Below are 1,175 nucleotides of genomic sequence, written 5' to 3'. Positions count from 1 at the left end.
ACAACGATTGCGTCGCTTTTAGCTTACCTTTACCAGATTGATGGATTATTTCTGGGCGTGTGTTTTGATCTAGCAGAGCCATCGCCGCTGGTACGACTTCATTCAACTTCTGAGCACCTAAGCTACCACCTACAACCAATATGCGCGGTTGACGCGACGCATCCCATTTTTTGTCGTTACTAGACTGGTTCAACGCAACAATTTCTTCCCTAATCGGATTTCCAATTAGTGTTGCTCTCACGGCAGAACCAAAGCTATTTGGAAAAGCCTCATACACGGCTTTGGCTATCTTCGCCAAGATCCGATTCGTCATTCCCGCAACGGCATTTTGCTCATGAACGACCAATGGGCGACCAGACAATCTAGCTGCAAGGCCCCCAGGACCAGATGCAAATCCACCCATTCCCACGACCAAATGCGGCTTCACTTTATTGAGAACACCAAAAGCTTGAATTAAGGCATGCACCAAGTTGAATGGAGCCTTTAAAAGAGCAAGCTTGCCTTTGCCTCTTAGCCCGCTCACGCTAATGCCATAAAAGGGTATGCCCTGTTTCTCAATGACCGACTGCTCGAAACCACCATTAGATCCAAGCCAAGCAACATTCGCCCCTTGCTCTTGTAACTTTCTAGCCGTTGCAAGAGCAGGAAATACATGACCACCTGTTCCGCCAGCCATCATCAAATACGTTTTCATGAAGACTCTCCTATTCTTGCATGGAGGGTTTCATGATGAACGCGCAACAAAATCGCGATAGCAGCAATACTTATAATCAAACTACTTCCGCCATAACTCACCAAGGGCAAGGTCAAGCCCTTAGTTGGCAATAAGCCCATGTTCACGCCCAAGTTAATGCTTGCTTGAACGCCTAGTAGTATTGCGATGCCATATGAGAAATAAGCATGGAAAAGCAGCCCTGCTTTTTCAGCCACACGTGCAATTTTGAATGCGCGGTAAATCAACCACGAAAATAATGCGACGACGATTAAAGAACCAATCAGTCCGAATTCTTCCGCAAGAATAGCGAATACAAAATCGGTGTGAGCTTCTGGCAAATAAAACTGCTTCTGCAAGCTATTACCTAGCCCAACGCCAAGTATTTCACCTCTTCCAAAAGCAATCAGAGATTGTGTTAACTGATAACCTGCGCCAAATTGATCTGCCCACGGGTCGGTAT

General features: G+C 46.2%; 2 protein-coding genes. Both read right to left on the bottom strand.

Annotated features, from left to right (window positions below):
• Positions 1-694, bottom strand: a 694-nt coding sequence (locus tag A3738_RS07905; protein WP_197473697.1) for a glycosyltransferase, incomplete at its 3' end; no start/stop codon positions are given.
• On the bottom strand, positions 691-1,175 hold a 485-nt coding region (locus A3738_RS07900; protein WP_197473696.1), incomplete at its 5' end, for an FtsW/RodA/SpoVE family cell cycle protein. The genes A3738_RS07900 and A3738_RS07905, both read right to left, overlap by 4 nt.

It is taken from the genome of Oleiphilus sp. HI0066 (assembly GCF_001635725.1).
This window is presented reverse-complemented; position numbering and strand designations above follow the sequence as displayed.